General features: G+C 59.7%; 22 protein-coding genes and 2 pseudogenes. 10 read left to right on the forward strand and 14 right to left on the reverse strand.

The features are described 5' to 3' along the window. Positions 1 to 204: 204 nt before the first annotated feature. The gene (locus tag ACEN9A_RS00580) at positions 205 to 588 is read right to left on the reverse strand and encodes a PaaI family thioesterase (RefSeq protein ID WP_258671961.1); all 384 of its coding nucleotides are present in this window, start codon (positions 586 to 588) and stop codon (positions 205 to 207) included. Next, positions 588 to 2,912 (reverse strand): Tex family protein, encoded by a 2,325-nt coding sequence (locus tag ACEN9A_RS00585; protein WP_258671962.1) that lies wholly within the window; start codon positions 2,910 to 2,912, stop codon positions 588 to 590. The genes ACEN9A_RS00580 and ACEN9A_RS00585 overlap by 1 nt, the downstream gene beginning before the upstream one ends. 361 nt (positions 2,913 to 3,273) lie before the next feature. On the opposite strand from ACEN9A_RS00585, the gene ompR reads away from it, so the two are divergent. Both ompR and ACEN9A_RS00595 read left to right on the forward strand, forming a co-directional pair. Next, complete coding sequence (ompR, locus tag ACEN9A_RS00590; RefSeq protein WP_007939544.1) at positions 3,274 to 4,014, forward strand: osmolarity response regulator transcription factor OmpR; 741 nt, start codon at positions 3,274 to 3,276, stop codon at positions 4,012 to 4,014. A gap of 115 nt (positions 4,015 to 4,129) precedes the next feature. Next, positions 4,130 to 5,402: pseudogene (locus ACEN9A_RS00595) on the forward strand (ATP-binding protein). Between the two features lie 103 nt (positions 5,403 to 5,505). Here ACEN9A_RS00595 and rimK read toward each other — a convergent pair. Next, complete coding sequence (gene rimK, locus ACEN9A_RS00600) at positions 5,506 to 6,411, reverse strand: 30S ribosomal protein S6--L-glutamate ligase (RefSeq protein WP_007903081.1); 906 nt, start codon at positions 6,409 to 6,411, stop codon at positions 5,506 to 5,508. After that, positions 6,408 to 6,887: a retropepsin-like aspartic endopeptidase RimB gene (gene rimB / locus ACEN9A_RS00605; protein WP_018929317.1), complete on the reverse strand. Its 480-nt coding sequence runs from the start codon at positions 6,885 to 6,887 to the stop codon at positions 6,408 to 6,410. The genes rimK and rimB overlap by 4 nt, the downstream gene beginning before the upstream one ends. Positions 6,888 to 7,100: 213 nt before the next feature. Between rimB and ACEN9A_RS00610 the strand changes: the two genes are divergently transcribed. The 3 genes from ACEN9A_RS00610 (at position 7,101) to ACEN9A_RS00620 (ending at position 10,373) form a co-directional block, all read left to right on the forward strand. Continuing rightward, positions 7,101 to 7,508, forward strand: a complete 408-nt coding sequence (locus tag ACEN9A_RS00610) for an RNA-binding S4 domain-containing protein (protein WP_018929316.1) — start codon at positions 7,101 to 7,103, stop codon at positions 7,506 to 7,508. A 241-nt stretch (positions 7,509 to 7,749) separates the two neighbouring features. Next, positions 7,750 to 8,652, forward strand: a complete 903-nt coding sequence (hslO, locus tag ACEN9A_RS00615; RefSeq protein ID WP_019651505.1) for an Hsp33 family molecular chaperone HslO — start codon at positions 7,750 to 7,752, stop codon at positions 8,650 to 8,652. 179 nt (positions 8,653 to 8,831) lie between these two features. After that, positions 8,832 to 10,373: a phosphoenolpyruvate carboxykinase gene (locus tag ACEN9A_RS00620; protein WP_019581745.1), complete on the forward strand. Its 1,542-nt coding sequence runs from the start codon at positions 8,832 to 8,834 to the stop codon at positions 10,371 to 10,373. Between the two features lie 153 nt (positions 10,374 to 10,526). Here the strand turns inward: ACEN9A_RS00620 and ACEN9A_RS00625 are convergent, their stop codons facing one another. From ACEN9A_RS00625 to ACEN9A_RS00645, 5 genes and pseudogenes are all read right to left on the reverse strand, one after another. Further along, positions 10,527 to 10,880 (reverse strand): DUF1493 family protein, encoded by a 354-nt coding sequence (locus tag ACEN9A_RS00625; protein ID WP_019651504.1) that lies wholly within the window; start codon positions 10,878 to 10,880, stop codon positions 10,527 to 10,529. A gap of 88 nt (positions 10,881 to 10,968) precedes the next feature. Then, a pseudogene (locus ACEN9A_RS00630) lies at positions 10,969 to 11,103 on the reverse strand (YhfG family protein); the annotation flags it as partial. 120 nt (positions 11,104 to 11,223) lie between these two features. Beyond that, the gene (locus ACEN9A_RS00635; protein ID WP_019651503.1) at positions 11,224 to 11,517 is read right to left on the reverse strand and encodes a hypothetical protein; all 294 of its coding nucleotides are present in this window, start codon (positions 11,515 to 11,517) and stop codon (positions 11,224 to 11,226) included. Positions 11,518 to 11,867: 350 nt separating this feature from the next. Continuing rightward, the gene (locus ACEN9A_RS00640; RefSeq protein ID WP_019651502.1) at positions 11,868 to 13,010 is read right to left on the reverse strand and encodes a hypothetical protein; all 1,143 of its coding nucleotides are present in this window, start codon (positions 13,008 to 13,010) and stop codon (positions 11,868 to 11,870) included. Between the two features lie 96 nt (positions 13,011 to 13,106). Further along, a complete protein-coding gene (locus ACEN9A_RS00645) occupies positions 13,107 to 13,394 on the reverse strand; it encodes a hypothetical protein (protein WP_019651501.1) in 288 nt (95 codons plus the stop codon). A 305-nt stretch (positions 13,395 to 13,699) separates the two neighbouring features. On the opposite strand from ACEN9A_RS00645, the gene ACEN9A_RS00650 reads away from it, so the two are divergent. The 4 genes from ACEN9A_RS00650 to ACEN9A_RS00665 all read left to right on the forward strand — a co-directional run bounded on the left by ACEN9A_RS00650 (position 13,700) and on the right by ACEN9A_RS00665 (position 18,409). After that, on the forward strand, positions 13,700 to 14,203 hold the full coding sequence (locus tag ACEN9A_RS00650; protein ID WP_019651500.1) for a hypothetical protein: 504 nt from the start codon (positions 13,700 to 13,702) through the stop codon (positions 14,201 to 14,203). Between the two features lie 420 nt (positions 14,204 to 14,623). Continuing rightward, positions 14,624 to 16,552, forward strand: a complete 1,929-nt coding sequence (locus ACEN9A_RS00655; protein ID WP_258671976.1) for a RecQ family ATP-dependent DNA helicase — start codon at positions 14,624 to 14,626, stop codon at positions 16,550 to 16,552. Positions 16,553 to 16,672: 120 nt separating this feature from the next. Then, entirely contained in the window at positions 16,673 to 17,899 is a 1,227-nt protein-coding gene (locus ACEN9A_RS00660; protein ID WP_258671978.1) for a 3-hydroxyacyl-CoA dehydrogenase, read from the forward strand. A 78-nt stretch (positions 17,900 to 17,977) separates the two neighbouring features. Continuing rightward, positions 17,978 to 18,409 carry an acyl-CoA thioesterase gene (locus ACEN9A_RS00665; RefSeq protein WP_258671979.1) on the forward strand — a complete coding sequence of 144 codons (432 nt, stop codon included), beginning with the start codon at positions 17,978 to 17,980 and terminating at the stop codon, positions 18,407 to 18,409. A gap of 67 nt (positions 18,410 to 18,476) precedes the next feature. Here the strand turns inward: ACEN9A_RS00665 and ACEN9A_RS00670 are convergent, their stop codons facing one another. The 4 genes from ACEN9A_RS00670 to ACEN9A_RS00685 form a co-directional block, all read right to left on the reverse strand. Then, complete coding sequence (locus ACEN9A_RS00670) at positions 18,477 to 18,968, reverse strand: glycine zipper domain-containing protein (protein ID WP_019651495.1); 492 nt, start codon at positions 18,966 to 18,968, stop codon at positions 18,477 to 18,479. A 312-nt stretch (positions 18,969 to 19,280) separates the two neighbouring features. Beyond that, a complete protein-coding gene (locus ACEN9A_RS00675) occupies positions 19,281 to 21,629 on the reverse strand; it encodes an FdhF/YdeP family oxidoreductase (RefSeq protein ID WP_258671980.1) in 2,349 nt (782 codons plus the stop codon). Beyond that, complete coding sequence (gene fdhD / locus ACEN9A_RS00680) at positions 21,626 to 22,465, reverse strand: formate dehydrogenase accessory sulfurtransferase FdhD (protein WP_258671982.1); 840 nt, start codon at positions 22,463 to 22,465, stop codon at positions 21,626 to 21,628. The genes ACEN9A_RS00675 and fdhD overlap by 4 nt, the downstream gene beginning before the upstream one ends. A gap of 94 nt (positions 22,466 to 22,559) precedes the next feature. Continuing rightward, positions 22,560 to 23,447: a LysR family transcriptional regulator gene (locus ACEN9A_RS00685; protein WP_019651492.1), complete on the reverse strand. Its 888-nt coding sequence runs from the start codon at positions 23,445 to 23,447 to the stop codon at positions 22,560 to 22,562. A gap of 137 nt (positions 23,448 to 23,584) precedes the next feature. Here ACEN9A_RS00685 and lysM point away from each other — a divergent pair, with 137 nt between their 5' ends. Beyond that, a complete protein-coding gene (lysM, locus tag ACEN9A_RS00690) occupies positions 23,585 to 24,025 on the forward strand; it encodes a peptidoglycan-binding protein LysM (protein WP_258671984.1) in 441 nt (146 codons plus the stop codon). A gap of 111 nt (positions 24,026 to 24,136) precedes the next feature. Here lysM and yrfG read toward each other — a convergent pair whose 3' ends face one another. After that, positions 24,137 to 24,799, reverse strand: coding sequence for a GMP/IMP nucleotidase (gene yrfG, locus ACEN9A_RS00695; protein ID WP_258671985.1), 663 nt, complete (start codon positions 24,797 to 24,799; stop codon positions 24,137 to 24,139). Between the last annotated feature and the right edge of the window lie 40 nt (positions 24,800 to 24,839).

Below are 24,839 nucleotides of genomic sequence, written 5' to 3' on the forward strand. Positions count from 1 at the left end.
CCGCAATCCCCGCTGGGAACGGGCCCGTGGCGAGGGGGCTTGCCCCCGTTGGGCTGCGAAGCAGCCCCAAAACCTCTGATGTTTCAAGATCTTGTGAGTGCTACGCACTCAAACGGGGGCAAGCCCCCTCGCCACAGGCGCTCCCAGAGAAACTCCGACGCTGTAGTCACAGCGCCGAAATTAACTCAAATTGATGATTGGGGGCTACAGGACAGCGAACGTGCCTTGTGCTTTTGCGACCAGTTTGTCGCCTTGCATCACATCGGCCTCGACGACAAGCGTGCGGCGGCCCGGGTGGATCACCCTGGCCGTGCACATCACTTCACCGTCGGCGACTGCGCGGATGTAGTTGATCTTGCACTCGATAGTCGCGCTTTGCTGGTCAAAGCCGTGGGTGCTGGAGCAGGCCAGCCCCATGGCAATGTCCACCAGACTGAACAAGGCCCCGCCGTGCAGCTTGCCGCCGCGATTGCGCAACTGTGGCTCCAGCGCCAGGGCGACTTGCGCCACCCCGGTTTCCAGGCTGTGCAAGCGACACCCCAGCAGCTTGAAAAACGCGCTTTCGGTCAAGCCGGCCGGGATCTCCATCAGCGTTTCTTCAACTGCTTGGCGTTGGCGAAAAGCGACGCCATGGCGTTGTTGGTCGGGGCCGCTACCGGGGTTTCCTTGCGCGGCGCGGTGTTCTGGGATTGGCGCGGAGCCGACCCCGGACGTGCACCACGGGCACCGTCGATTTTCTCTCCCGGGGTGTCGCTCATGCGCATCGATAGGCCAACGCGTTTGCGCGGGATATCGACTTCCATGACCTTCACCTTGACCACATCACCGGCCTTCACCGCTTCGCGTGGATCCTTGATGAACTTCTCCGACAGCGCGGAAATGTGCACCAGACCGTCCTGATGCACGCCGATGTCGACGAAGGCACCGAAGTTGGTCACGTTGGTGACCACGCCTTCGAGGATCATGCCCAGTTGCAGGTCCTTGAGGTCTTCGACGCCGTCCTGGAACTCGGCGGTCTTGAACTCGGGACGCGGGTCGCGGCCAGGTTTTTCCAGCTCTTGCAGAATGTCGGTGACCGTCGGCAGGCCGAACGTTTCGTCGGTGTACTTCTTCGGATCCAGACGCTTGAGGAACGCGGCGTCGCCGATCAGCGAGCGAATGTCGCGATCGGTTTCAGCGGCAATGCGCTGCACCAGCGGATAGGCTTCCGGGTGAACCGCCGACGAATCCAGCGGGTTGTCGCCATTCATTACGCGCAGGAAGCCGGCGGCCTGTTCGAAGGTTTTTTCACCCAGGCGGGCGACTTTCTTCAATGCCGCACGGGTTTTGAACGCACCGTGCTCGTCGCGGTGGGCAACGATGTTCTGCGCCAGGGTCGCGTTGAGGCCGGAGATGCGCGCCAGCAGCGCCACGGATGCAGTATTCACGTCCACGCCCACGGCGTTCACGCAGTCTTCGACCACTGCGTCCAGGCCGCGCGCCAGTTTCAGCTGCGACACGTCGTGCTGGTATTGGCCAACGCCGATGGATTTCGGATCGATCTTCACCAGCTCCGCCAGCGGGTCTTGCAAGCGACGAGCGATGGACACCGCGCCACGGATCGACACGTCCAGGTCCGGGAATTCCTTGGAAGCCAGTTCCGAGGCCGAGTAAACCGATGCACCAGCCTCGGAGACCATGACTTTGGTCATCTTCATGGCTGGGTATTTTTTGATCAGTTCAGCGGCCAGTTTGTCGGTTTCGCGGCTGGCGGTGCCGTTGCCGATAGCGATCAGGTCCACCGAATGCTTGGCGCACAGGGCAGCGAGCACGGCGAGGGTCTGGTCCCACTTGTTGTGCGGCACGTGCGGGTAAACCGTGGCGTGGTCCAGCAGCTTGCCGGTGGCGTCGACCACGGCCACCTTGCAGCCGGTGCGCAGGCCCGGGTCGAGGCCCAGGGTGGCACGCGGGCCGGCCGGCGCGGCCAGCAGCAGGTCGTGCAGGTTGTGGGCGAACACGTTGATCGCTTCGGTTTCCGCACCGTCGCGCAGCTCGCCCAGCAGGTCGGTTTCCAGGTGGGTGTAGAGCTTGACCTTCCAGGTCCAGCGCACCACTTCGCCCAGCCATTTGTCGGCGGCGCGGTTCTGGTTCTGGATGCCGAATTGCTGGCCGATCATGCCTTCGCACGGGTGCATGGTGCCCGGCAGCTCGTCACCGACTTTCAGCGCGGAGCTGAGAATGCCTTCGTTGCGGCCACGGAAAATCGCCAGTGCGCGGTGGGACGGCATGCTTTTCAGTGGTTCGTCGTGTTCGAAGTAGTCGCGGAACTTGGCACCTTCCTCTTCCTTGCCGGCGATCACGCGGGCACTGAGGGTGGCTTCCTGCTTGAGGTAATTGCGCAGCTTGTCCAGCAGACCGGCGTCTTCGGCGAAGCGCTCCATGAGGATGTACTTGGCGCCTTCGAGGGCGGCCTTCGCATCGGCCACGCCTTTTTCGGCGTCGATGAAGCGCGCCGCTTCGGTTTCCGGGTTCAGGGTTGGATCGTTGAACAGGCCGTCGGCCAGTTCGCCGAGGCCGGCTTCCAGGGCGATCTGGCCCTTGGTGCGGCGCTTCTGCTTGTACGGCAGGTACAAGTCTTCGAGGCGGGTCTTGGTGTCGGCGAGCTTGATGTCGCGCTCAAGTGCAGGGGTCAGCTTGCCTTGCTCCTCGATGCTGGCGAGGATGCTGATGCGCCGTTCGTCGAGTTCTCGCAGGTAGCGCAGACGCTCTTCCAGATGACGCAATTGCGTGTCATCGAGGCTGCCGGTCACTTCTTTCCGGTAGCGGGCGATGAAGGGCACCGTGGAGCCTTCATCGAGTAGCGCGACGGCCGCTTCGACCTGTTGTGGGCGGACGCCGAGTTCCTCGGCGATGCGGCTGTTGATGCTGTCCATAAAACCACCTGACAAATTGTGAAAGCAGGCTCGCAGGCGCGGAAATAGGGCCTTCGCGAGTCTGGTTGAGCGGCCTGGCGAGCGCCGCTACCTGGATCAACAGGCTTGCCGTTGACCCGTGAAATCGAACAATTACTGCCAGCGCCATGAAAATAAAAAGCGGTTACCGGCAATAACGATCAGACGTTGCCTGACACAAAAGGCCGCGCATTATAACCAGCGTTCTGTCATTCGGGGGCATTGCAGGCTGTAGGCGAAAAGACTGGTTTCCTGGCGGTGAAGGAAAAATCTGCTAACAATGCACACGGTGCGTATAACGGCAGCTACGCCATAATGCGCGCCGAGATCAAAGGAGCATCCAATGAGCAGCACTGCACAAACTGCTGAAGGCGAAAAAATTCTTATCGTTGACGACGATCCAGGGCTAAGCAGCCTGCTGGAACGCTTTTTCGTCAGCAAGGGCTACCGTGCCCGCGCCGTCCCGAACACCGAACAAATGGACCGCCTGCTGGCGCGTGAAGTGTTCAACCTGGTTGTCCTCGACTTGATGCTGCCCGGCGAAGACGGCCTGACCGCCTGCCGCCGCCTGCGCACGGCGAACAATCAGATTCCAATCATCATGCTCACCGCCAAGGGCGACGAGCTGAGCCGTATCAAGGGCCTGGAACTGGGCGCCGACGATTACCTGGCCAAGCCGTTCAACCCGGACGAGCTGATGGCCCGGGTCAAAGCGGTGCTGCGGCGCCAGGCAGCACCGGTGCCGGGTGCGCCGGGCAGCGAAGACGAAAGCGTGACCTTCGGTGACTACGAGCTGTCCCTGGCCACCCGCGAACTCAAGCGTGGCGATAAAGTGCACATGCTCACCACCGGTGAGTTCGCGGTGCTCAAGGCCCTGGTCATGAACGCCCGTCAACCGCTGACCCGCGACAAGCTGATGAACCTGGCCCGTGGCCGCGAGTGGGATGCCCTGGAGCGTTCCATCGACGTGCAGATCTCCCGTCTGCGCCGGATGATCGAGCCCGATCCGTCCAAACCGCGCTACATCCAGACCGTCTGGGGCGTGGGCTACGTGTTCGTTCCGGATGGCGCCGCCACGAAGTGATCGGTGATTTGTAGGAGCGGGTCCTGCGGGTAACGGGTCGGATGACCTTTCCCGCAGACTCGCGATCCGCAATATGCGAGCATCGCTCGCTCCTGCAAGTGTGTAGCGGTTACCCATGAAAACCCCTGTTTGGTTCCCCCAGAGCTTCTTCTCTCGCACCCTGTGGCTGGTGCTGATCGTCGTCCTGTTCTCCAAGGCGCTGACCCTGGTTTATCTGCTGATGAACGAAGACGTGCTGGTGGATCGCCAATACAGCCACGGCGTCGCCCTGACGCTGCGCGCCTATTGGGCCGCCGATGAAGAGAACCGCGCGAAGATTGCCGATGCCGCGACCCTGATCCGGGTGGTGGGCGCCGGTGTGCCGGAAGGCGAGCAGCACTGGCCGTACAGCGAGATCTACCAGCGACAGATGCAGGCCGAACTGGGTGCCGACACCGAAGTACGATTACGCATGCACTCGCCACCGGCGCTGTGGGTTCGGGCACCCAGCCTGGGCGATGGCTGGCTGAAAGTGCCGCTGTACCCGCATCCGTTGCGCGGCCAGAAAATCTGGAACGTGCTCGGCTGGTTCCTCGCCATCGGCCTGCTATCCACCGCCTCGGCGTGGATTTTCGTCAGCCAGCTCAATCAACCGTTGAAACGTCTGGTCTATGCCGCGCGGCAACTCGGTCAGGGCCGCAGCGTACGTCTGCCGATCAGCGACACGCCAAGTGAAATGACCGAGGTCTATCGCGCCTTCAATCAGATGGCCGAAGACGTCGAACAGGCGGGGCGCGAGCGCGAACTGATGCTGGCCGGGGTGTCCCACGACCTGCGCACGCCGCTGACCCGATTGCGGCTGTCCCTGGAACTGATGGGCGATCACAGCGACCTGACGGACGACATGATCCGCGACATCGAAGACATGGACGCGATTCTTGACCAGTTCCTGGCCTTCATTCGCGATGGTCGTGACGAGTTGGTGGAAGAAGTGGACCTGAGCGATCTGGTTCGTGAAGTCGCCGCACCGTACAACCAGAACGAAGAAAAAGTGCACTTGCGCCTGGAACCGATCCAGCCGTTCCCGTTGCGTCGGGTGTCGATGAAGCGGCTGCTGAACAACCTGATCGGCAATGCGCTGCATCACGCTGGCAGTGGAGTGGAAGTGGCGGCTTATGTGTCCGGGGATACCAGCGCGCCGTATGTGGTGCTGAGTGTCATGGACCGTGGTGCGGGGATTGATCCGTCGGAGCTGGAAGCGATTTTCAACCCGTTCACCCGTGGCGATCGTGAAACGGATCGCCTCGATGCATGGCGGCAATGTCGAGCTGCGCAACCGCTCCGGTGGCGGGCTGGAAGCGCGGGTGCGGTTGCCGCTTGGGTTGATGTTGCCGCGGGATGCGGTTTAGCGGCTGAAAAGATCGCAGCCTCGCTTCGCTCGACAGCTCCTACGGGGGATCGCACCTTCCTGTAGGAGCTGTCGAGCGAAGCGAGGCTGCGATCTTTTCAGGCTCAACCCTTACCTTTGGTCCGCGTCATATTTGGCCCGCCATTCTTCTCCAGATGCTCAATGATGATCCCCGCCACGTTCTTCCCGGTGGTGGTTTCAATCCCTTCCAGTCCCGGCGACGAGTTCACTTCCATCACCAGCGGCCCATGATTGGAACGCAGGATATCCACACCCGCCACCGCCAAACCCATGACCTTCGCTGCACGCAATGCGGTCATGCGTTCTTCCGGGGTGATCTTGATCAGGCTCGCACTGCCACCGCGATGCAGGTTGGAGCGAAACTCCCCCGGCTTGGCCTGGCGCTTCATCGCCGCGATCACCTTGTCACCGACCACGAAACAGCGAATGTCCGCGCCGCCAGCTTCCTTGATGTACTCCTGAACCATGATGTTCTGTTTCAGGCCCATGAAGGCCTCGATCACCGACTCCGCCGCCGTGGCCGTTTCACACAGCACCACGCCGATGCCCTGGGTGCCTTCCAGCACCTTGATCACCAGCGGCGCGCCGTTGACCATCTCGATCAAGTCGGGAATGTCATCCGGGGAGTGCGCAAAACCGGTGACCGGCAAACCGATCCCTCGGCGCGACAGCAATTGCAGGGAACGCAGTTTGTCTCGGGAACGGGCGATGGCCACCGATTCGTTGAGCGGAAACACCCCCATCATTTCGAACTGGCGCAGCACCGCGCAGCCATAAAACGTGACCGATGCGCCGATCCGCGGGATCACTGCATCGAAACCCTCCAGCGGTTTGCCACGGTAGTGGATTTGCGGCTTGTGGCTGGCAATGTTCATGTAGGCGCGCAGGGTATCGATCACCACCATTTCATGGCCACGCTCTATACCGGCTTCGACCAGACGACGGGTGGAATACAGACGCGGGTTCCGCGACAGCACAGCGATCTTCATGCAACACCTGTGGAGAGGGTAGATACCGGGAACACCGGCTTGTCTTGTACATATTTGATGCCCGGATTGACCACCAACTGGCCGTCGATCAGGGCTTTGGAACCGAGTAACAGGCGATAACGCATGGACTTGCGGCAGGCGAGGGTGAACTCGACCCGCCAGACCCGATCACCGAGGGCCAGGGTGGTACTGACCACATAGCGCATCTGCGCGTGGCCGTTGGAGCTTTTAATGGTTTTCATCGTCACCAGCGGTGCTTCGCAGCGCCGGTGACGCAATTGCACCACCGTGCCCAGGTGCGCGGTGAAACGCACCCACTGTTCGCCATCGCGCTCGAACGGCTCGATGTCGGTGGCATGCAGGCTGGAGGTACTGGCGCCGGTGTCGATTTTTGCCCGAAGGCCCGCGACTCCCAAATCCGGGAGCGCCACCCACTCGCGCAGACCGACAACGGTCAAATGGTCAAATGTCTTCAAAAGTGCTCAACCGGTAAAAACCGCTCAGGCCGTGTGCGGCCGAATTCGCGGTATTCACGCAGAATAATGGGTAAAAGGCGACAGATATCTACGGCCCGGATTTTCATCCCTCAAACAGGGGGGAATGCCTGCATTCTAATCCACGGCGTTGTGATTCATGGCACGACAGAAACGGTAGTACAGTTCATCGATATTTCAGAATGAGGTCATCCAATGGCACAAAAAAGCGAAGAGGACGACAAGGTCCGTCTCGATAAATGGTTGTGGGCTGCGCGTTTTTATAAAACACGTGCCTTGGCCAAGGCCGCGATTGAAAGCGGCAAGGTGCATTGCCGGGGTGAGCGCTGCAAGCCAGGCAAGGAGCCGAGGATCGGCGACGAGTTTCAGATTCGCACCGGCTTCGAGGAGCGCACGGTGGTGGTCCAGGCGTTGTCGATCGTGCGTCGTGGCGCGCCGGAAGCCCAGGCCCTGTATGCCGAAACCGAAGCCAGCATTGCCAAGCGTGAAGCGGCGGCGGCCATGCGCAAGGCCGGGGCGTTGGGCGTGAGCACCGACGGCAAACCGAGCAAGAAACAGCGCCGGGATTTGTTCAAGTTTCGCGGCAGCAGCAACGACGAGTAGTGACGGCCGTCGGGCGCAGACTTGTAATCGCCTGCCTGTGCAGCCATATGGGGGATATTCGCCAACGGCGCATTTCGCAGGTGAAAGCACCGCTCGTCGAAAACCGAGGTTTGACCTTGCTTGGAACAACCCCGAATTGTTCATAAAATGCCGCTATGGCTAAGCTCACCCCCAAAAGTGCTGCTACGGCGTGTTTCATTTTTTGTAACCTTTTTTGTCACCAATTCAGATACCCAGACCTATGACCGATCTACCGGATACCGACTACACCCAACGCTTCATCTTCGATGACAGCGACACCCGCGGCGAACTGGTGGCATTGGAGCGTAGCTATGCCGAAGTCCTCGCCAAACACACCTATCCGGAGCCGGTCGCGCAACTGCTGGGCGAGCTGATGGCGGCTGCAGCGTTGCTGGTAGGCACCTTGAAGTTCGATGGCTTGCTGATTCTTCAGGCCCGTTCCGAAGGCCCGGTGCCGATGCTGATGATCGAGTGCTCCAGCGAGCGCGAAATTCGCGGCCTGGCCCGCTATCACGCCGAGCAGATCGCGCCCGATGCGACGCTCGCCGACCTGATGCCCAATGGCGTGTTGGCGCTGACTGTCGACCCGACTCAAGGCCAGCGTTATCAGGGCATTGTCGATCTCGACGGTGAAACCCTGTCCGATTGCTTCACCAACTATTTCGTCATGTCGCAGCAGGTTGGCACCCGCTTCAAGCTGTACGCCGACGGCCGTCGTGCCCGTGGCCTGCTGTTGCAGCAATTGCCTGCCGACCGTCTGAAAGATGAAGAAGATCGCGCCGCCAGTTGGCAGCACATCACCGCCCTGGCCAGCACCCTGACCGCCGACGAATTGCTGAGCCTGGACAACGAAACCGTGCTCCATCGCCTGTACCACGAAGAACAAGTTCGTTTGTTCGATGTGCAGAAACTGCGCTTCCATTGCAGTTGCTCCCGGGAACGCTCGGGCAATGCGCTGGTCAGTCTGGGTCTGGAAGATGCGCAGCAGCTGGTTGTCGAACATGGCGGCAGCATCGAGGTCGATTGTCAGTTTTGCAACGAGCGCTACCTGTTCGACGCGGCCGATATCACTCAGTTATTCGCCGGAGCAGGGGTTGATACGCCGTCAGATACCCGTCACTAAAACGCTTCAGCGCAGGTAAATTCACTGCTTAACGCCGGAATAACGCCGTTCTGACGGGAGGGCCCTACACTTTTTGGGCTTTTCTGGCATAATCCGGCCCACTTTTTTCGCGGTAGTAGTGCACGACTTTCTACTACAAAACGTTTGGAGCACTCGGCCACTGGCCGACGGGGAACCTCATGACGCAAGCCAATAACGCCGTGTACACCGATCTGAGTGTTGATGATCTGGTTAAACAAGCCCTGAGTCGCGGTGAAGGCGAGCTTGCCGATACCGGCGCGCTGGTTGTTCGCACCGGTCACCGTACCGGCCGTTCGCCAGTCGATCGTTTCATCGTTGAAGAGCCGACCACCCAGGACGCTATTGCCTGGGGCCCGATCAACCGCAAGTTCCCGGCCGACAAGTTCGATGCCCTGTGGGCTCGCGTCGAGGCGTTCAACAACGCGCAAGAGCATTTCGTTTCCCACGTACACGTAGGTTCGGCTGAAGAGCACTACCTGGCCGTGAAAATGACTACCCAGACTGCCTGGCAGAACCTGTTCGGTCGTTGTCTGTTCATCAACCCGGCCCAGTACAACCCGGCCGGTCGTGAAGAGTGGCAAGTTCTGAACGTCGCCAACTTCGAGTGCGTGCCAGAGCGTGACGGCACCAACTCCGACGGTTGCGTGATCATCAACTTCGCGCAGAAAAAAGTGCTGCTCGCCGGCATGCGCTACGCCGGTGAAATGAAGAAAGCCATGTTCTCGGTGCAGAACTTCCTGCTGCCGGCCGCCGACGTGCTGCCAATGCACTGCGCCGCCAACATCGGCGAAGCGGGCGACGTGACCCTGTTCTTCGGTCTGTCCGGCACCGGCAAAACCACCCTGTCCGCCGACGAAAGCCGTTACCTGATCGGTGACGACGAACACGGCTGGGGCGAGGGCGTGGTGTTCAACATCGAAGGCGGTTGCTATGCCAAGTGCATCGACCTGTCCGAGAAGAACGAGCCGGTCATCTGGAAAGCCATCAAACACGGCGCAGTCCTGGAAAACGTTGTTATCGACGACGCCAAGCACGCCGACTACACCGATGTCAGCCTGACCCAGAACAGCCGCGCCGCCTACCCGCTGGAGCACGTAGCCAAGCGTTCCGAGAAGAACCTGGGCGGCGAGCCAAACGCAGTGATCTTCCTGACCTGCGACCTGACCGGCGTGCTGCCGCCAGTGTCGATCCTCAATGAAGAACAAGCGGCCTACCACTTCCTGTCCGGCTACACCGCACTGGTGGGCTCGACCGAAATGGGTTCCGGCAGCGGCATCAAGTCGACCTTCTCCACCTGCTTCGGCGCACCGTTCTTCCCGCGTCCGGCTGGCGAATACGCAGAACTGCTGATCAAGCGCATCCGCGGCTTCGGCTCCAAGGTCTACCTGGTCAACACCGGCTGGACCGGCGGCGGCTACGGCGTCGGCAAACGCTTCAACATCCCGACCACTCGCGGCGTGATCGCAGCGATCCAGAGCGGCGCGTTGATCGGTGCCGAGACTGAGCACCTGGACACTATCAACCTTGACGTGCCATTGGCTGTACCGGGCGTTGAGACTGGCCTGTTGAACCCACGTAACACCTGGGCTGACAAGGCTGCTTACGATGAAGCCGCTAAGGCGCTGGCTGGGTTGTTCGTTGAGAACTTCAAGAAGTTCGACGTGAGCGACGCGATCAAGGCTGCTGGGCCGAAGTTGTAAGTATCGGTAGTGGTTTGAGGTAAGAGAAAGCCGCCCTTTGAGGGCGGCTTTTTTGTGAGCGCGATTTAGCTCCCTTGAGGCGGAACTGGCAATACTCCCGCAGTAAACACGCTAAACAGCCAGAATAATGCCACTTACTATCGTCCTGATCCGCTATACAGCTTCCACTTCCTGCGTGTTCCAGCGTTGCTTCTTGATTGCTTTGTAGAGCATGCCAATGGTCAGCGGGATTTTGTCGCCACGACCCTTGGCCCGGCGCTTGAGGAACGGGTCAAAGCCTTCGGGCTGAAAATACCGATACGCGTCGTAGTCGATGAAGTCGATGGCGAACTGTTCCTCCAGCGCTTCCATCAGCTGCCGCGCATCCGCGCCGTCGCAGCCCAGGTCAAAGTTGATCGCGGTGGTGAGGCTGATGGTTTTGCGTTCGGGTAGGCCGAGTTCTTCGTGCAGCAGCTGCATGAGCAGGTGCATGGCGTGATCGTCGGGGAAGTTGGGGGCGAGGTTCATTGTGGGGCGTCCGGTTGGGCTCAGGAGGATCTTATTGGGCGTCGGGTTCGTGGGGAAGAGCGGAAGCAGATGGCAGCGGTTTGTCTTGTCGGTACTTGGCCAGCACTTCTTTTCGTGTAGGGAGTGATTTGTCGAGGTCTGCCGGTGATGTGTCGAATCCTGCCAGACGCAGGCTAGCCAGGTAGTTTGAGCGGCGCACTTTTTCGTAGTACGCAAGTTTTTTTGATCGTTCCTGCGCTCCGCGTGGGAATGCAGCCCGGGACGCTCTGCGTCCCAAGGGCCGAACGCGGAGCGTCCGTAGAGGCATTCCTTTGCTGCGCGTGGGAACGATCTTCACTCGGCGTCAGGCCGGCGCTTTCCAGCCCATCATGCGTTGCTGGGCGACTTTCAGCAGGTCGCAGCCGTCCTGGGTCAGCAAGTAGAGCGCGTGGGTGATGTGGGGGATGTCTTCGACGTCGCCGTGTTTGAAGCAAATGCAGTGCAAGGTTTTGAGGAGGTCGCTGGAGGCTCGGATGCGCTGGAGGGCGGCTTCGAGGATGTCTTGCGGGTTGGCCTCTGTGTCGATGATCAGGGGTGGGGTGTCGGTAAGGTTGGATTGGAGTGGGCGGTAGCGATCAGGTGTGAACGGATTATTCATAATGTGTAATCTCGAATGCATCAGAAAGAACCGCTGCCATCGTGACCAAGCGATGGGAGGCGGACTGTATTCGGGTTGGTCAACCGGTGAGATCGCACGCTTACCCGGCACGCCCGAAGACGTCCCAAACACAGCCGCCATAAACTGTACTGACACAAAAAAGCGCCGGCAGCATACAACGGGTGCGTGCGTAGATCTAATTCGGGTGACCAAGCCCGAGCCGCTGATTTGGCAGCGACAGTCACGACTATAGATTTGAGCTACAGGATGGCGATAGCCGACAAGGAGCCTTCTCTTGTAGGAACGGTATGAAGATTTCATAGGCCGTTCCTACCGATCCGCCATCGTTTTCAACAAATAGACCGATACGCCGCAACATCCAGCAGACTGGTGCTCAACCCGGTCGCCGGCGCGTAGATCGTGCCTTTCACCGCGGAGAAGCTGACCCCTTTGCTGCCCAGGGAAACGTAGCGTTCGCCTTGGTCCAGCTCGGTGAAGTAGGTGTAGGAGTAGTTGTGCATCAGCCGGTACTTCGCTTCGTCGCTGACCATGGCGTTGCTGAGGTTCTCCAAGTCGGCCTGGGTCAGGTTCAGCGGCTTGTTCAGCTGTACGCCCCAACGCTTGAGGCAGGTTTCGGCGAGGTGGCGGACGATGCGGCCGGGTTCGACCAGGATTTTCAGGTCGCTGGCACCGCTGGGGACGCCGCCGGCGGAGGTGGCGTTACCGGCCATGGTGGCGTGGCGGCCGGCCATGGGGTAGATGTGGGTTTGGGTGCCGGTGGCGGTTTGCGGGATGACGCAGCTGAAGCCTTTCGAGCGTTCATCACGGGCGAAGAAACCTACATACTCTTTGACGTTGGCGCCAAGTTTGACTTTGTCATCCTGGAAATTGCCAATGCCGGGCACCGGATCAATCGCAAAGATATTAACCGGGATGTTTTTAAGTTCGCTGTCCTTGAACATGGCGTTGGCCAGCATGTGGCAACTAATGCCGCCACGGCTCCAGCCCACCAGGTTTACTTTGGTTGGAATAACACCATCCTTGCGGAAGGTCTTGATAATTTGCTCCTGTAACTTTTGTTGCGTCACGCTGCGATCGCCGTAGTTGTATTTACGCCAGAACCACGAGCCTTCGACTTTCACATCTTCGATGGGAATGCCGGCAGCTTTGAGGCGGTTGTATTCCGCTTCGGTCAGTTGCTCGCGCTGCCAGTCGCACTGGCCTTTGATGATGTTGATCGCGTGCTGGACATTTTGCTCCCAGCCTTTGCCGAACAGCGTACCGCTGAGGCCATAGTCCGCGGACTTGGTAAACAGATCGTCGGCTTGCAGGTTACCGCTGCCGGGGCCGTCGACCACGATCCATTCGGCAAACTCGCGGCCGGTATGGTTAGAGGAAAGTGTGGAGACCAGTTCACCGTCCCAGAAGTTCTCATGGGTGTCGTCGAATTTGGTGGAACCGGTGCCGCAGAAGAAAATAGTTAGTACTGTCATGGTGTTGCCCTTGGTTTGTGTAAGAGCAAGCAGGCTAGTGTTGATTGTTTTAATAATAAAGTGATTGGTTGTTTCTAGGTTTGTAGCTTTAAAAGTTTATGATGGGTTTTTTAGTTGTTGTTTTGCAACTTCTAGTAATTCGCAGCCGTCTTGCGTCAATAAGTAAAGTGCATTGACGATGTGCGGGATGTCTTTCACGTCTGCCTGTTTGAAACATAAACAGTAAAGTGTTTCGAGCAGATCGCTGGCCGCACGCAGGCGTTGTTGGGCAGCATCGAGCAGGTCGCCATGACTGGCATCGGTGTCGATGACCAACACCGGGGTGTCGCTGTAGCTGGTCTTGAGTGGGCGATAGCGGTTGGTCAACGGGTTGAACGTGTTCATGGTTGAGGCGTGTCCTGTACGAAGTCGCTCCGGCGGGCCGACACAGTGTTTTCAGCCGCGTCGAAAACTATAGATGGCCGCAGCGAAGCGTCGCAAGGTGGTGCAAGTGGACAGGTTTTGTAGGGGGTTTACCGGTGTTATCGCCCTTTGCCTACGCATCCCTCGACTATTTTTTAAGCTTTTCCCTTGGTGGTCGATATTCCTACGGGATTGTCAGGCTTAACGCATCCAGCCTCTGGAGGGTGCGCGCCAGAATGTGTAGGACGTTTCGAAGCGTCTGAGTCGACTCTTAAAGGGAATTAGGTATGCAATGGCTGCGTATGGCCTCGATTTTGTTGTTATGGGCCGGTGTTTGTCGGATAGCGGGTGCTGCTGACGTCGGTCATTCACTGGTCCTCGCCAACATGGAGCGAACTGGTTGGCCGGATGCGCTGGCCACCCAAGCGGACATCGACACCGCATCTCGCGCCGAGGTGTTGATGGTGGGCAAGGCGTTGCTGGCCAGCGAAGCGCTGGATGAGCAGGGGCTGAAACAGCGACTGGGCGTGCGGGCTGTGAAGCTCAAGTCGATCAGGCAAGTGCGTGACGGGTTGTGGGATCGGTTGCTGATCACCTATCGCAGTGCCAGTCAGAACTGCGAGGACCAACTCTTCTGTCCTCGTGTGCACAGGGTCGCCGATTTGCGTCAGCTGGCGGCGGCGTTTACGGGCGAAATAAGCCCGGCTTATGCGGCGTGGGCGAACAAGAGCCGGGTGTTTCATGAGCAGGCGCTGGATGAGCAGTTGCGGGTGGCGGTGTTGGTGCCATAGCCACCCGACGTCAGTCGATCGATGACTAAGTTTGTGAGGCGCTGTCCAGAGTTGTGGGCGCAGCGTAGAGGGGGTCGTCAGGGAGTTTCATGCATCCGCTCAGCAGCAGGGATGCAAAGACAAGGGCGATTGGAAAAAGCAGAGTGTTAGACATGATTGTTCCTTTGTGAGGATCCGCGTGCAGGCGTCCTGCCTTGATGAAAACTTCGCGGATAATGGTTTTTCTCGGGGCGAACCTTACCGGCTGACAGGGGGCTGATGTCAGGGGGCAAAGTGCCTCGTTTGTTTCAATCTGTGGCGAAGGAATCGATGGGTTGACGCTGTATCATCCCGTATCGTTTTTGCCCCCGACCTTTTCTCGACTCGCTGCGTTCGCCGGCTAGGCTTTGGGCTTCGCAGCGGTCAACGGAGTGACAGCTTATGCACAACACCCTGGAACAGGTTTTCGGTTATCCACAGTTTCGGCCCGGCCAGGAGGCGGCGGTCAGCGCAGTGCTGGCCGGGCGCTCGGCGGCCGCGATTTTCCCTACCGGCTCGGGCAAATCCCTGTGCTATCAGTTACCGGCCATCCTGCTGCCGCACCTGACGCTGGTGGTCTCGCCTCTGCTGGCGTTGATGCAGGATCAGTTGGCGTTCTTGCAGCGCCACGGCATTGCGGCGGGCAGTATCGATTCGGCCCAGAGTCGCGATGACGCCAGCGATGTGATGGCCCGGGCAAAGTCCGGCGAATTGAAGATTCTGATGATTTCCGTGGAGCGCCTGAAGAACGAGCGTTTCCGCCATTTTCTGCAGCAGGTGCCGATCTCGCTGTTGGTGGTGGACGAGGCCCACTGCATCTCCGAGTGGGGTCACAACTTCCGCCCCGACTACCTCAAGCTGCCGGACTATCAACGCCAGTTCAACATCCCTCAGGCGCTGCTGCTGACGGCCACCGCGACGCCCAAGGTGATCGCCGACATGCAGGCCCGGTTCGCCATTGCGCCTGAGGATGTGGTGACCACCGGTTTCTACCGGCCCAACCTCAATCTGTTGGTGGAACCGGTGCGTGGCCAGGACAAGCGCCGCCGCCTGGTCGAGTGGATGAGCCAGCGTCCCGGCCAGCCCAGCATTGTCTACGTCACTCTGCAGAAAACAGCTGAGCACATCGCCGAACATCTGGGGCGCAACGGCATACAGGCCGAGGCCTATCACGCCGGTTTGCCCCACGAGCAACGGGAAGCGATTCAGCGCCGGTTCATGGGCGGGCAGTCCAATTGCATCGTCGCCACCATTGCCTTCGGCATGGGCATCGACAAAAGCGATATCCGCAACGTGGTGCATTTCGACCTGCCCAAATCCATCGAAAACTACAGCCAGGAAATCGGCCGTGCCGGGCGTGACGGGCAGCCGTCCGATTGCCTGGTGCTGGCCAACCGCGACAGCCTTAACGTGCTGGAGAATTTCGTCTACGGCGACACACCGGAGCGGGACGGCATTCGCTGTGTGCTCGACGAGTTGCAAGCCGCTGCGCCCGAGGGGCAGTGGGAGTTTCTGCTGGGGCCTTTGGCCGATCAGAGCAACATTCGTCAGTTACCGCTCAAGACCTTGCTGGTACAGCTGGAGTTGCGTGGGCTGATCGCTCCGCGCTATGCCTATTACGCTGAATACCGCTTCAAGTATTTGCAGGAGCCGGAAGCGTTGCTGGCCCGTTTCGAGGGTGAGCGCAGGGACTTCGTCTCGGCGATCATCCAGACTTCCAGTCGCGCACGGACCTGGGCCACGGTGAATTTCGACGCACTGTATCAGCAGCATTCCGCCGAGCGCAGTCGAGTGGTCAAGGCGCTGGATTACTTCCAGGAAAAGGGCTGGGTGGAGCTTGAAAGCAAGCAGATGACGGAGGTCTATAGCCTGCTGCAAGCCGACTTCGATTCCCAGGCCTTGAGCGCCGAATTGCACACCTACTTCACCCAGCACGAACGCACCGAGATTTCGCGGATTCACGCCATGCTGGATCTGTTCGCCACCGACCACTGCCTGGGATATCGCCTGGCCGAGTACTTCGGCGACGAAAACGCGCCACGGCGATGCGGGCATTGTTCGGTGTGTCACGGCCACGTAGCGCGGTTACCCGAACCACCGGAGTTGCCGGCGCTTGTGGATAAAAATTTCGAGGCGCTGTGCGGTGATTTTATCCACAGGCACCAACAGCACACGGGAAGTGCTCCATCGGCGGAGCGCGTGACGCGGTTTTTGTGCGGGATCAGCGTTCCATTGTTTACCAAGCTCAAGGCACGGTCGATTCCTGGGTTTGCGGTGCTGGAAGATTATCCGTATGCCGAGGTCCGGACGTGGGCTGAGGCGAACCTCTAACCTGCGGGATCGGGACGCATCCGTCCGCTGAATGTCGCCCATCACAGGAATAAACTTCAAAAACACGCATCGGCTGACTATGGTGAGGACTGTCTTTGGATCGCCAATAAGAGAACAACCATGAGCCAGACATCGTTCGATATTCAGCGCGCCGCCGTGATTGGCGCGGGCACCATGGGCCGTGGCATCGTCATGTGCCTGGCCAACGCCGGGGTGCCGGTGCAGTGGGTCGATAACAATCCGCAGATGCTTGAGCAGGCGCTGACCAGTGTGGCTGACACTTACGCCCACAACGTGCGTCAGGGGCGGATCGATCAGACCGAGGCGGATGCGCGCATTGCACGGGTAACGGCGGCTGCCGATTACGCAGCGATCCGCGATGTTGATCTGGTTATTGAAGCGGTCTACGAAAACCTCGAGCTGAAGCAGAAAATCTTCCGCGAACTCGACGGCCTGCTCAAACCTGAAGCGATTCTGGCCAGTAATACCTCGGCGCTGGATATCGACGCCATCGCCGCTGCCACTCGCCGCCCGCAGCAGGTCCTGGGCCTGCACTTCTTCAGTCCGGCGCACATCATGAAGTTGCTGGAGATCGTACGCGGCGCCCAGACCGCGCCGGCGGTGCTTGATGCAGCCCTGACGCTGGGCCGGCGCATGGGCAAGATCAGCGTGGTCTCGGGCAACTGCCACGGCTTCATCGGTAACCGCATGCTGCATCCGTACGTGCTTGAAGCGCGCAAGATGTTGCTGGAGGGCGCGTTGCCTTATCAGGTGGATGCGGCGCTGCAAGGTTTTGGTTTCGCCATGGGGCCGTTCCGCATGTACGACGTGGTCGGCATTGACCTGGAATGGCGCGCGCGGGAATTGGCTGGCAAAGGCCAGGATGCGCCTGAGGTTCAGGTGGACAACCGCTTGTGCGAGCTGGGGCGTTTCGGCCAGAAGAGTGGTGACGGGTATTACCATTACGAACCGGGCAGTCGTCAGGCTGAGCACGATGTGGAAGTCGATGCGCTGGTACTGGAAGTCAGCGAAGGGCTGGGGTTTCAGCGGCGTGAGATAGGGCCGGAGGAGATTCTTGAGCGCAGCTTGCTGGCACTGGTCAATGAAGGGGCGAAGATCCTTCAGGAAGGCATTGCGGCGTCGGCGCACGACATCGATCTGGTGTACCTCAACGGTTATGGTTTCCCGGCGGACAAGGGCGGGCCGATGGCCTGGGCGGATCAGCAAGGGCTGGACGATATTCATCTGCGGTTGTTGCAGCTTGAGACCAAACAGGGCGATCACTGGGCGCCGGCGCGGTTGATTGGGGAGTTGGCGGCGCAAGGCAGAGGGTTTGCCGACATGTGATTTATTTGGCGCCTGCTCGCGAGGGGTACGACGCGGTTTCACCTTAAACTAGCCATCCAACTCCAGGAACCGACGCTGATGTCCAACCCGATGCCCCAACGCACCGACTACCCCCATTTCCAGCCCATCACCACCCGCTGGCATGACAATGACACCTACGGTCACGTCAACAACGTCACCTACTACAGTTTTTTCGACACGGCGGTGAACACCTACCTGATCGAAGTCGGCGGTCTGGATATCCATGACGGTGAGGTGGTGGGTTTTGTGGTGAGTTCGGCCTGTGATTACTTTGCGTCTATCGCTTTCCCGGATCGGATCGAGATTGGCCTGCGGGTCGGCAAGTTGGGCAACAGTTCGGTGCAGTACGAGCTGGCGGTGTTCAAGGCTGGAGAAGATGAGGTCTGCGCGGCAGGGCGCTTCGTGCATGTATTCGTCGATCGGCTGTCGAACCAGCCGGTGGCGATTCCTGCCGGATTGCGTGGGGCATTGGAGCGACTGGCGATCTGAGGGCAAAAAAATCGCAGCCCGAGGGCTGCGATTCTTGGATCTACCGGTCGACGAGGCGATTCAAGCCTCAGTCGTCATCGTGATAGCGATGGTGATGCTTGCGATGCCCGTAGGCATGGCCGCGACCCGGGTGACCACGGTAGTAGCGACGATCATCATCGTCATAACCACGACGAGAGGAACGACGATCATCGTCATAGCTATTGTTGCCCATATGGTTACCCAGCGCGCCACCGAGGCCGCCACCTGCTGCGGAGCCGATCAGGCTACCGGTGGTGCCGCCCATGCTGCGGCCGACCACGTTACCGCCAGCTGCGCCCAACGCACCACCAATGGCGGCTTCGCCACGGCTGTGTCTGTCTGCGCCAACTGCGCTACCACCCGCGCCGCCCAGGGCCGCGCCAATGGTTGAACCTGTACTGCCGCCTAGCGATTGGCCGACGACCGAGCCCAGAACCCCGCCCAATGCGCCGCCCACACCTGCTTCGGTGGTGCCGCCAGCAGACGCGAAGCCACTGACCAGGCCAAGGGACAACAAGAGAATCGAGGAGAACTTCATAGAGGAACCTCAAGGGGATGACGGCGCGATCCTGAGGCTGCGTCGTGATTGTGACAATAGAAATCCGACGAGTAACACGACTTGAGCACATTTCTATAAGTTGCTGTTTTTTGGGCGGAACTTAAGTGTTTTTCGCCGGTCTTTAGCTACTTATCAAAGGCCGTTTTTATATAAAAGCGGCCTTTTTTGTGGGCGTTTGATAGTTGTTGTGTCAATGATTTTGTTAAAAGATCGCAGCCTTCGGCAGCTCCTACGCGGGATATGCGTTTCCTCTGTAGGAGCTGCCGAAGGCTGCGATCTTTTGATTTTGCGTTAAGCTGACTTAGCCATGATCAGCCCCGTCTCACTCGCCGCTTCCAGCCTGATCGCCACAAACTTCGACGTCGGCGTATGGCTGCCATCCCCGGTGCTTTCCAACGGCACCAGCGGGTTCACTTCCGGATAGTACGCAGCCGCTTGCCCGGCAGGAATATCAAATGCCAGCAGGGTGAAACCCTTGACCCGCCGCTCACGGCCATCATCCCAGATCGAAACGATGTCAGCTTTCTGCCCCGGTTTGAACCCCAGGCGAATGATGTCGGCTTCATTGACGAACAACACATCCCGCTGACCTTTCACCCCGCGATAACGATCATCAAGACCATAAATGGTGGTGTTGTACTGATCGTGGGAGCGCATCGACTGCATGATCAGGTCCGGCAGTACGCCGGTGGCGCGGGTGCGTTCGTGCACCAGGTCTTTGGGCAGGATGTTCGGGCGGAAATTGGCCCGACCCGATGGGGTATTCCAGCGACGTGCGCCAGCACTGCTGCCCAGGTAGAAACCGCCGGGGTTCTGGACTTTCTCGTTGAAGTCCCGAAAGCCCGGGATGGTGTCGGCGATCAGGTCGCGGATACGGCTGTAATCGGCCACCAGCCAGTTCCAGTCCACCGGTTTGCTGCCCAGGGTCGCGGCGGCGATACCGGCGATGATTGCAGGTTCCGAGCGCATCAGGTTCGACAACGGCTGCAACTGACCGTTGGAGGCGTGGACCATGCTGAAGGAGTCTTCCACGGTCACCGCTTGGGCGCCTTCGGTCTGGATATCGATATCGGTACGGCCCAGGCACGGCAGGATCAACGCGTCTTTACCATGGACCAAATGGCTGCGGTTGAGCTTGGTGCTGATCTGCACGGTCAAGTCGCAGTTACTCAGGGCCTGGAAGGTCCGTGGGCTGTCCGGTGTGGCTTGGGCGAAGTTGCCGCCCAGGCCGATGAAGACTTTCGAACGGCCGTCGGCCATGGCGTGAATGGCCTCGACCACGTTGTGGCCGTTTTCACGCGGCACCTTGAACTGGAAGCGCCGCTCCAGGGAGTCGAGGAACGCCACCGGCGGACGCTCGTTGATGCCCATCGTCCGGTCGCCCTGCACGTTACTGTGGCCGCGCACCGGGCACAGACCGGCCCCCGGCCGGCCGATGTTGCCGCGCAGCAGCATCAGGTTGGCGATTTCCTGGATGGTCGCCACCGAATGGCGATGCTGGGTGATGCCCATCGCCCAGCACATGATCACGTTCTTGCCTTTGGCGTACATGCGCGCCGCTTGCTCGACTTCCACCAGGGTCAGGCCGGATTGCTCGACGATCTGCTCCCACGGGGTGTCGTCGACGATGCCGAGGTATTCCAGAACGTTGGCGCTGTGTTCATTGAGGAAGTCGTGGTCGAACACCGCAGGCTCACCCGCCTTCTGCGCATCGCGCTCCCATTGCAGCAGGAACTTGGCCATGCCGCGCATGATCGCCATGTCGCCGCCCAATGCCGGACGGAAGTACGCAGTGTTGGTCGGCTTGTCGCCGTTGGTGAGCATTTCGATCGGGTGTTGCGGGTGCTGGAAGCGTTCCAGGCCGCGCTCTTTCAGCGGGTTGATGCACACCACCTGCGCACCGCGTTTCACCGCTTCGCGCAGTGGCTCGAGCATCCGCGGGTGGTTGGTGCCAGGGTTCTGGCCCCAGACGAAAATCGCATCGGCGTGTTCGAAGTCATCGAAGGTCACCGTGCCTTTGCCAACGCCGACACTTTGCGCCAATGCCACACCGCTGGCTTCGTGGCACATGTTCGAGCAGTCGGGGAAATTGTTGGTGCCATAGGCGCGCACGAACAATTGATAGAGGAACGCCGCTTCGTTGCTGGCACGACCCGAGGTGTAGAACTCGGCCTGATTCGGACTCGACAGCCCTTGCAGGTGTTTGCCGATCAGGGCGAAGGCGGCTTCCCAGCTGATCGGTTTGTAACGATCGGTTTCGGCGTCGTAGCTCAGCGGCTCGGTCAGACGGCCCTGGTACTCGAGCCAATAATCACTTTGCTCCAGCAACGAGCTGACGCTGTGCTTGGCGAAAAATGCGCCATCGACACGCCGTTTGGTCGCTTCCCAGTTCACTGCTTTGGCGCCGTTCTCGCAGAACGCCACCATGCCGGCTTCCTTAGAATCGCCCCAGGCGCAACCGGGGCAGTCGAACCCGCCGTTCTTGTTGGTCTTGAGCATCATGCGCAGATTTTTCAACGCGTTGTCGCTGGTCAACCAGGCCCGGGCGACGCTGGCCAGCGCGCCCCAGCCACCGGCCGGTCCTTTATAAGGCTTGTAACGTGGAACGGGTTTCTGGTCGGCTTGTTGGTGTTGGCTCACGCTTGATTCTCCGTCGCGGGGCTGTAGACCCGCGGCGCACTTTTTTGCGGCAGGTGGATGAGATTGAGGTTGTGTCGACGGGCCCATTGCACGGCCAGTCCCGTGGGCGACGACAGGCTGACCAGGGTCTGGATGCCGGCGCGTAAAACTTTCTGGATCAATTCGAGGCTGCAACGGCTGGTGACAATCGCCAGACCATCGGTGGTCGGGATTTTCTGGCGGATCAACCCGCCGATCAGCTTGTCGAGGGCGTTGTGCCGGCCGATGTCTTCACGGCCCAGCAGCAATTCGCCTTTACCATTCATGAACACCGCCGCATGCACCGCGCCGCAATGCTGGCCCAAAGGCTGGAATTCACCGATGCGATGGCGCAGGCCGTCCAGCCATTCGGCCGGGGGCAGCGGGGCGCCGGGCAGCACCTTGAGGTCGGGCAGCGCTTGCTCCACCGCTTCAACGCCACAGAGCCCGCAACCGCTGGTGCCGGCCAGTTGGCGGCGCTGCTGCTTGAGGTTCCAGAAGGCGCGGTTGGCGATGGTCACCTGCGCGTATTGCGCCGAACCCGAGCCGCTGAGTTGCAGGTCATAGATGTCTGAAGCGTCTTCGATGATGCCGCTGCCGAGGCTGAAGCCGACGATGAAGTCTTCAAGGTCCGTCGGCGTCACCAACATGACGGCCTGGCTGATGCCGTTGTAGGCGATCGCCAACGCGACTTCCTCAGCCAGCGCGGTGCTGGATGATTCGGAGTATTCGAGGTTGCAGTAACTGTATGTCTGGCTTGCGGCGGGCGCGGGCGTTTCGAGAGCGGGCGCCGCGCAGCCGGGGCGCTTGGCGTTCATTAGGCATCACCGACGGTTTGGTCAGCTTTAAGCCTAGGCGCGTCAACATGTCGCGTCTAATCGCTATTACTGATCTACCGATAGATGGCGTCGATCAAGTGTCTGCCGGTGATTTCTGATAGATCGCAAAACAGGCTTCTGCCAAGGCCGAACGCGGAGCGCTGCGACGCATGATCAGCCCCAGCCGGGCGAGGGTCTGGGCGCTTTCGATGGGTTGCAGACGCAAGTGATCGGTGAGGTTTTCGAGGCCGCTGTTCAGCGGCATCACCGCGCAGCACAGGCCACCGTGTACCGCTTGTAACAATTGGTGGACTGCATCGGTTTGCAGCAACGGCTGTGGGGTCAGGCCACGGCTGTGGAAGTTATGGTCGATGGACTGGCGAAAGTGCATGCCGCTGGTGAGCATGCCCATGGGCAGTTCGATCAGCGACTCCCAGCTCAGTGGCGTCTCGCCGAAACTGAAGAAGCGTTGATCGTAGAGCAGGCCCATGTGGGTTTCGCTGAACGCCAGGGAGTCGAAGCGCTCGCCGTCCAGATGCTCCAGGTACGATACGCCGAGGTCGAGACGGTTATTCGCCAGTTGTTCAAGGATCTGTTCGGAACTCAGGGCCGAGAGTTCGAACCGCAGGTTCGGGTGTGCGGCGTGCAGGCGTTGCATCAGCGGCACCGGGTCGAAACTCGACAGCGGCACCACCCCCAGACGCAACGTGCCCACGAGGTTGCCGCGACAGGCCGCCGCTTCGGCCTGCAAACCGTCGTAGGCCGCCAGCACCGTACGTGCCCATGCCAGCACGCGCTCACCCGGTGCAGTGAAACCTTCGAAGCGTTGGCCGCGATTGACCAGCGGCAGCTCGAGTTCTTCCTCAAGGCTGCGCAGGCGCATGGACAAGGTCGGCTGGGTGATGTGGCAACGCGCGGCGGCCTGGCCGAAGTGTCGGGTTTCGTCGAGAGCGATGAGGAATTTCAGCTGCTTGATGTCCATCTTCGCTCCAGGGCGCCGGCAAGGTTTGCGATTCTACCGCCTGCGCGGGGTTGGGTCATTGGTCGGTTGGGAACCGGTCTTCAAACGACTGGTCTAGTCTTGGGCGTCTGGAACCCAAATCCCAAGGAGCGTGCACCATGAGTATTTTTAGCTTTGTGAAAGAAGCAGGTGAAAAACTTATTGATCTGCTGACACCTGGCAATGCCAACGCCAGCGAGCAGCTGAAGGCACACATCAGCAAGGTCGGCTTGGGTAACCCGAATGTTCAGGCGACCATCGATGGCGACAAAGTCACCGTCACCGGTGAAGTGGCAAGCCAGGAAGAGAAGGAAAAAATTCTATTGGCCGTGGGCAATATTGCCGGTGTCGGTAGCGTCGATGACCAGATCACCGTAACGGGGCCGGTTGCCAAGGCAGCGCGGTTCGTCACCGTTAAAAAGGGCGACACCCTCAGCGCGATTTCCAAGGCGGCATACGGCGACGCGAACAAGTACAACAAAATCTTTGAAGCCAACAAACCAATGCTTTCGCACCCGGACAAAATCTATCCGGGGCAGGTGTTGCGGATTCCTGAGTAATGTGAGGCCCGTAGGAGCTGCCGCAGGCTGCGATCTTTTGATCCTGGCGGCATTGAAACTGCCAAAGATCAAGATCAAAAGATCGCAGCCTGCGGCAGCTCCTACATTGAGTCAGAGCCCTGCGATGAACTCCCGATAATCCCCCACCGCCGCAAACTCTGCCGTGTCCTTCGGCCCTTTGCGGCTGTCCGGCTCGCTCACGGCCAGCAGGTGCGCCACCCCAAAATTGCGTGCGCTGCGCAGGATCGGCAGGGTGTCGTCGATGAACAGACAGCGTGCCGGGTCGAAGCCGATATCGGCCTGCAAGGCATCCCAGAACTGCGGGTCTTCTTTGGCGAAACCGTAATCGTGAGAGCTGATCAAGCGCTCGAAATAAGGCGCCAGTTCAATTCTTTCCAGTTTCAATGACAACGAATCGCGGTGGGCGTTGGTGATCAGTACCACGCGCTTGCCGGCCTGTTTTATCGCTGCCAGAAAAGTGTCCGCATCCGGACGCAAGGCGATCAGGTGCGCGGTTTCCAGTTTCAGTTCGCGTACCGACAACTTCAGTTCGGCGCTCCAGAAGTCCAGGCAATACCACTGCAACTGACCGGCATGGCGCTCGAACAGTGGCTGCAATTCCAGCTCCGCCATGGCCAGGCTCACCCCGTGCAACTCGGCATAACGCTTTGGCAGGTGTTCCAGCCAGAAATGGTTGTCGTAGTGCAGGTCCAGCAGCGTGCCGTCCATGTCCAGCAGAACGGTATCGATGTCGCGCCAGGGCAGCAGGGACATAAAAAACTTCTCCAGCGGTAAAAAAGATATCCGAGGTAAA

It is taken from the genome of Pseudomonas sp. Pseusp18, from assembly GCF_059506005.1.